Origin of the sequence: Providencia sp. (assembly GCF_003533305.1) — a bacterium.
Lineage (GTDB): Bacteria > Pseudomonadota > Gammaproteobacteria > Enterobacterales > Enterobacteriaceae > Providencia.
Genome location: NZ_DOEH01000012.1, coordinates 54,933 through 62,309 on the forward strand (window position 1 = coordinate 54,933; position 7,377 = coordinate 62,309).

7 protein-coding genes and 1 pseudogene are annotated in these 7,377 nt (G+C 31.8%); 1 reads left to right on the forward strand and 7 read right to left on the reverse strand.

The features are described from left to right. Positions 1-7 precede the first annotated feature (7 nt). The 5 genes from DD649_RS05885 to DD649_RS05905 form a co-directional block, all read right to left on the reverse strand. On the reverse strand, positions 8-2,551 hold the full coding sequence (locus DD649_RS05885; RefSeq protein WP_294104611.1) for a fimbria/pilus outer membrane usher protein: 2,544 nt from the start codon (positions 2,549-2,551) through the stop codon (positions 8-10). Positions 2,552-2,621: 70 nt separating this feature from the next. Next, complete coding sequence (locus DD649_RS05890; protein ID WP_294104613.1) at positions 2,622-3,200, reverse strand: fimbrial protein; 579 nt, start codon at positions 3,198-3,200, stop codon at positions 2,622-2,624. Between the two features lie 64 nt (positions 3,201-3,264). Further along, positions 3,265-3,816 carry a fimbrial protein gene (locus DD649_RS05895; protein WP_294104615.1) on the reverse strand — a complete coding sequence of 184 codons (552 nt, stop codon included), beginning with the start codon at positions 3,814-3,816 and terminating at the stop codon, positions 3,265-3,267. A 164-nt stretch (positions 3,817-3,980) separates the two neighbouring features. Continuing rightward, positions 3,981-4,256, reverse strand: a complete 276-nt coding sequence (locus DD649_RS05900; protein ID WP_294104617.1) for a helix-turn-helix transcriptional regulator — start codon at positions 4,254-4,256, stop codon at positions 3,981-3,983. Positions 4,257-4,297: 41 nt separating this feature from the next. After that, on the reverse strand, positions 4,298-4,561 hold the full coding sequence (locus DD649_RS05905) for a helix-turn-helix transcriptional regulator (RefSeq protein WP_294104620.1): 264 nt from the start codon (positions 4,559-4,561) through the stop codon (positions 4,298-4,300). 761 nt (positions 4,562-5,322) lie between these two features. Here DD649_RS05905 and DD649_RS05910 point away from each other — a divergent pair. Next, positions 5,323-5,706: pseudogene (locus DD649_RS05910) on the forward strand (integrase core domain-containing protein); the annotation flags it as partial. 804 nt (positions 5,707-6,510) lie between these two features. Here the strand turns inward: DD649_RS05910 and DD649_RS05915 are convergent. After that, positions 6,511-6,978, reverse strand: a complete 468-nt coding sequence (locus DD649_RS05915) for a hypothetical protein (protein WP_294104622.1) — start codon at positions 6,976-6,978, stop codon at positions 6,511-6,513. Beyond that, positions 6,971-7,377 (reverse strand): hypothetical protein (locus DD649_RS05920; protein ID WP_294104624.1); only part of this gene is annotated, 407 nt, incomplete at its 5' end. The genes DD649_RS05920 and DD649_RS05915, both read right to left, overlap by 8 nt.

Genomic DNA, 7,377 nt, shown 5'->3' on the forward strand with positions numbered 1-7,377 from the left:
AAAATTTTTAAGACGGTGTAGAACTAGCTACAGCGGTCATTGCTGTTGTAATTGATGAACATGGTAGTAATAACATGCTCGATAATGATTCTAGTTTTTCAGGTAACTGTATTTCACACTGCTTATTGCCGCCCCAAGAAACAAATAATGTTTCTTTAGATGAAATCCCGACGAGCCATGTCACCCCGTCTTCTCCGACAATACCTAACTCGCGGTTATCTGCGTTACGTACACTGGCACCAAAAGGCGGATTTTTTCCATTACTCAGTGATAAAATGGCAAACAGTTTTTCTCCTTTCATCACCGATAAACTGCGGTAACCAATCGCGCCTTTTGTTAACGTAATGTCCGTCGATGACTCTAACGTTTCTAAGTTGTCAGGGAGCTGGCTGGTATTAATCGATGCTGTAGATTTACGGTAGCTATTCATGTTAGGAATGACAGCAAGTCCAAACCGATTGGTTTTAATGACACCACTGTCAAGCGGTACGTCACTGACCCCTGGCGTTTCAACCATTAAACGCGTATCACCATTTGCACTGCGGTGTAATGCAACACCGTGAACTGTCCCTGTAATACCACTGCTAATTGACGCACCAAAACTGCGATATTGCTGTGGGACATAACTGGCGTTGGCCGAGATATTGGCTTGAGAAAAATCACGTGAATAATAGCCGCTGATACTCGATTGATTATCCATGTTTTTCCCCTGGTTATAACCCACGTTCAAACTATAGTTATCGCGATCGCTATAGCTGCTATAACCCACGTTGTGGTTATATTGATTGTCACCCCCGGTACGAGAATATAATTCAGAGAACGTAATATTGTGTCCGCTATAAAATGGTATCGTTAAATACAAATTAATTGCATCGTCTTTATAGCCATTTTCACGTTCTGTTCGAGTTGCTGATAGTGAAATATTAGCATCTTGCTGAGATAGCCCTGGAATGGAAATGTTAGTACTACCATATAAGCCATATTGCATCTGTGGTTTATCTTCCCAGTAAGTACTGTATTGATAATTCAGTGATAAATTAAAATTATCAAAATACTTATTCAAATAGATTTGGTAATTTTGTTTTGGTGCGCGAGCAACATATCCAGTGCGATCTTGCTCCATAAATTGCGTTAATGTACGGTAACTCTGATCTGCAAATCGATATCCTGCAAAGGTAATATCTGTACGTAAATCATCAAACGATTTAGCATAATTGAGCCGGTAAGAGCGCCCCTGCAATGTTTGATTAGTCAAGTGAGCCGCTGATTGCGTAATATCTAAAGATAAGGCACCAAAAACAAATAAATCTCGTCCGATACCAACAGCCGCGGCTTGGTAATCACCATTAAGCTGCCCGCCCCCATACAAAGACCACTCATTGGATAAACCATAGGATAACTCACCTCCAATTACTGGTTGCCCTGTTAGATCATGGCCGCTGTAACGTGTTTTACCCGCAACGATTTTATAAATAATTCGCCCAGGACGCGTTAAGTAAGGTAATGACGCCGTATTGATACTAAATTTATTCTCTTCACCATTTTCTTCACGCACCGTCACATCTAGTACGCCCCGAACACCACTATCGAGGGATTGAATACGAAAAGGCCCCGGAGGCACTGTGGTTTCTAAAATAATGCGATCTTGGCTGCGAACAATAACGGTTGCGTTCGTGTTTGCAACGCCAATAATTTCAGGAGCATAACCAACCAGCTTAGGGGGGAGCATACGGTCATCACTTTCGAGTGAAATGCCGCTGTATTGCCATGATTCAAAGACATCGGAATAAAAATAGCTCTCTCCAATCGTTAACAAAGAGGCAATTTTTTTCAATGAGGTAAAAGCATAAAGTCGGCTAAAATCAAAGTTATGTGTTTCTTGTGTGTTACTATTACCACTTCTTTTTTGATAAGAGGCATTATAATCTCCACGAAAACGCCAAGTATCTAGGTTAATCCCCACCGTACCATTGGTCGATAAATAACTGTTCTTTGAACCACTATTTTCTTCAATGATTGATGCATTCGCATTATAATCTACAAATGCTCCAACAAGCCCTTCTTCCCATAATGCCGGAGGAGTCCAATTAGGATCACGGTACTCCATCCATGTTTGTGGAATGGTCATTTTGAGGGATAACGTTGATAATTCAACTTTAACCTGTAATCCTGTAAGCTGAGACAAATTTAGGCATTGACCTTCATTGGAGGTAGTGACTTTTTTTATCGTTGATTCTTTAAACCCTAGCAAAATAAGAAGATCCGTTGGGATACAAATTACTTGAGAAATATTTTGCTCTAGGTTATTTTGGCTTTCATCAAATACAACAATATCACGAGGAGCACCAAGGCGTTGTCCATTAACAAAAACAGTTAAAACATAATGTCCTGGAGGTACATAACCCGCAACGGAAAATTGGCTCATATCCACATTTTGAATATCATCAGCATCTAGTACATCAGTATTGAACTCTGTAGCATACGACGTACATATACTGAAACTAAACGCCAATACGAAAGCCAGCCTTATATTGCTAAGTTTGAACATCATGCTCTGCATCACTCCAAAGACAACAGAATGTCACTTCAATATAGTACTATCAAAGCTATTCATTTCTGCCTTATTGATAATCGATAAAAAAACGAACCAATCCTTTATACTGACCTGATTTCAAAGGTTTTCCTGATAATTTCAGCTGTATAAAGTAACGTAAAAAAAGTGTTTGGCCTGATTTTTCTTGTCGTAATATGCTGTCAAATAACGAATACGTTTTTCCTGGCATTAATGTATTTTTAGCATTATCAAGAACCGAAATTACCAAACCTTGTGAAGGCCCTTCTAATAAAAATGCATCAATTTTTTCATCTCGTTGCCCGTCAAAACGGATGGTCCATGTCTTGCTGTCTATGGCGCTATACACGCTGCCACAATCACGAAGCTCAATTTCGAATGGATGAGCCTCTTGTTCCCTTATCGAAATTGTCGATAATTTCGGCAATGCTAAAGAAGAAAAATCCACCGTTTGATAACGACTCGTCATAGCTATCGAACAAGGTGTTGAAATCACACTACCGACAAGCTTAGCGCCCCCTTCAAAAGATAAATTAATTGCTTTTGCATACAATGTAGAAACTCCGTTAAAGACAAATAAGAACAAAAATATTGTTATTTGAAGACTAGAACGTTGAACTATTGCCACTACATATATCCTTCGCCAACACAAAGAAAACCGCTAGTAAACACCTAGCGGCTTAAGTTATGATTTACTGATAAGTAATGCGAAAATTAGATATCGCACTAAATTGGCCTTCAGAGACAGGTTTAGATGCATCGATAGCCTTAGCAAGTGCTTTAAACGTTAAAGTGTTATCACCTTTTTGGTTAACTATGCTAGGCAAAAGATCTTTTGCTTTACCAAACTCAAAACCATCAATTGAAACACCTAAATTATTAGTATTACCTGTAGATGTAGCTAGTAATGTACTTGAACTATCCGCATAGTTTTGTCCTGTAAAAACTAATTCCATTGACTTCACTGGAGCAGGCTTACCTTCACTACCTTCACTAAAATTAGTAAAATCACAGCCTGTAAATTTAATATCAAAGTCAGCTTCAGCAGCCTTACCACTTTCCAATGCTTTACGAGATAACTGCCCAAAATCAACCAATTGTTTCAGTGATGTTTGCTCAATATTACATGGTGTATTCACTACCGAGCCCGTAAATTTAATAGTTCCTGTATTATCTGCCATTGTATTAAAAGAGATAAGAGATGTAGAAAATACAGTTGCAATTGCTATTTGAGATAATTTCATTATCATTTCCTTAATATAAAGATAAAAGTAAATAGTTGAAAATAAAGTTCATTTATTTTCAATTTGTTGAAAAATAAAAACCATTATAAAAAATATTTTAATATTAAATAAACACACTAGAATACTTAAAAAACACTAAAACCCATCAAGCTAACTTAATATCATTACAATATAAATTTATCATTCTTTAATCTTTCAACTTCATCTGAATGACACACCATTACATTAAAAATAAAATCTGACCAGTTTTTACCTAATACTGTTAAAAAAACATCTAGCATTTCAACATTAATAGTTGTAACGCCAAGTTCATAACGAGAAATCTGTTGCTGACTCAATTTAACTAAACGACCTAATTGTTCAGTAGTTAAGGATTTATTTTTCCTAGACTCTCTTATAAATCGACCAATATCTTTGTTTAAGGAAATTTTATTATTCATAATTTAACTCACCTAATAAAAATATCATTTCAAATTAACACTTATTTATTAAAAAAATATTCAACATTCACATTAAAATAAATTGAAATAAGCATTATTTTTGATATAGAAATATCAACAAGGCCTTTTTCATACTTAGATACTTGCTGCTGAGATACACCAATAACATTAGCTAGTTCCAAACCACTTATTTTATATTTTTGTCGAAGATTTCTGATTTTAGTACCAACATTTCTTGCGATTATGTTTTTCATAACATATCTATCATTTAATACAGAAAAAGAACTAATAATTTCATTATTCATTTTATTACCATTAAATCATCAAAAATATTTCCATATCGGTTTCTAGAACGTCTTCAGATTACAATTACTCCGTGTAAATTAAAAGTAAAATAAAACAAAGAAATTATATGAAAAATAAATAGCAAATTTTAAAGCGTACAAAAGAACAACCAAAAAGCGTTATCAATATAGATAAATAAAATAAACAATAAGATACTATTTAAACATGTTGCAATAATGTTAAAAATCATTAAGAAGCAATAAAATAATAAAATTGTAACAATTTGTGATTAAATTGTATTTTAAATATTTATAGTGAAAAAATTTAGCAAATCGGTATTCCATTTTATATATTAAGAAATAGATAATGTAGCTAAAAACATAACTAAAATAACGTTCCTTAGCTAACTTTGTACTAAGCTGATTTATCTCTTATGAAAACACTTAACTTATTTATAAATTAACCCATATAAACAATAACTTGAATATAATCTCATATATTTTTTTCACAATAAAAATTGCTAAAAAAATAACCAAGTAATTATCTACTTCCAAATTTGAGCTCTATTTGACGCTTACAGAATAGTTGCTCACTTCAACGCTAAAAATAATAAATTATTAACATGCAAAAAAAAAACCAAAAAACGAGTGAAAATAAAAAATCACTTTAAAATCATTATGGTAAATGCTCTTATTTGAGATTGAGACAAAGATTGAGACAAAGATTGAGACAAAGATTGAGACAAAGATTGAGATTAAAATTAAGATAATAATTCAAATTTTATTGTGGTAATCAATTCAGAACATTGAATATTATTGATGAGGGAACACGTGAATGTCTGGCGATTAAAGTAAATATCTTATTAACAGCTGAGCATGTTATCAGAGTGCTAGAACGAATAAAAATCGACAGAAATACTGAAACAAATTCGCATGGATAATGGTCCTGAACTAATTTCAGCTAAATTATTGAACGCTTTAATGCCTCGTTTCGATGTGAGTTTTTAAATGCCTACTTATTTGAATCACTCAGTCAGGTCAGAGAAATAGCGTGGTTTTGGCTGCAAGACTATAACCAAAATCGAACGCTTGAAAATTTAAATCACCTCCCACCGGAGGCATATCATAAACAGTTAGAAAATGCTAAGTTGGTGTGCCTTAATTAATGGGGGGCGGACAAAAACCGTACAAATCAGAGAAGGATTTCGTTATACTCTCTAACTAATGTACATTTACTTGTAACTACTCGTTGACTAACAATATTTGATTACAACATTACTGATATTTTGAAAATAGCATATTTCTATGTGAGATCTAGGTATTTTGGTATACCTTTAATTTACACTAGTTTAAACACTTATATTTTCTATGTATTAGAATATAACAACCAAAGTCATAAAAATTATTGAATTTAGCGTAATAATCAAGATAACTATGGAAATATGGAACTGAAGTATAAGTGAGCTAAGATATACGAATAATTACTGTGCCATTTACCTCATTCAGCTAGGAGCATATCAATCTGATAATCTATTATATAAGGAGATCTACCCGATATGTATCCAGATAAATAGCAGTGCTAGTTTGAATAATTTATGACTATCAACATTTTTTGAATTGATATGTAATGTATCAAAAATTGAAGCGTTATTTTTCCGTAGGGTATTTTTTTAGCGATGAAGTAAATTTTTATTCTAAATATCATTTTTTATGATTCAATGTTTTCAATCTGAAATATCTTTAAAAAAAACGATCAAAAAAATAGACATTTCTATTTTTTCCATTTACTAAGAATAAGAGATAAACAAAAATTTATTTGAATATATAGGCTCCCTATTTCTGATAAACTACAGCTCTAAGCTAATAAAATCATACCTCATTCATGACAAGTACCCATCATAACTATTAAGCAACCTCATGAATAATACATTGTATATAAATAAATTAATTAAATATCATTCACTTAAAGATTAATTTTGACAATAAGTGCTATTAAAATTACTAGATGTGAATAAATATCCCCCATAGTTTTGTGGGTAAATAAAAATATCCATTTTTGCACCTTCATGCATATAAGCTAAAGGTAGAATATCTGATAATAATGAATCAGGTGAATTATCAGACCAAATTGTTATTTTATTTACTAATAATGTAAAAATATTTTTATTTCTTTGATAGCTAAAATATAATTTTCTATTAATTTTATATTCTATTTTATCTTTATTTATTTCTCCATTTATTTTTAGCCACCCTCCGTTTTCATCAAGATTAAAAGTATAATAAATCTTCGCATTCAATTTATTATTGATATCCATGAAATTTATTCTTGAATCACAATTTATTTTTGATAAATCACTTTTAGTAAAAAAAACAAAAAAGAAAAAAATTAAAAACAAAAATAAAAAAGACGTAAAAAAAACAAGTTTAATCTTACTCATGTTCAGCCTCAATAATATAATAGGATAAACAACTGTTTTCAAATAAATTCAAATAGCCAAACTTATGCTCGCAATATAAAAATGAATAGCTACCACCATTGTACTTATAGTTATCTAAATAAACATACTTATATTTGAATTCAGATAATTTAATCTCATCCTCAATATATTTAAAATGTTTTTTATTTTTATACCCATTTTCATTGCAAAAAAAATCAACATCATTAACATTTCCGCAATAATAATAATTATGTATTTTATTGTTTATTTCAAAAATAAAAAAGTAATAAAACAATAAAATAATAAAAAATATTGAAATTAGAAAAAAAACAATATTTATTTTATTGATTAAAAATTTATCTTTAACACTTTCAACACTTTCAATACTTTCAATACTTT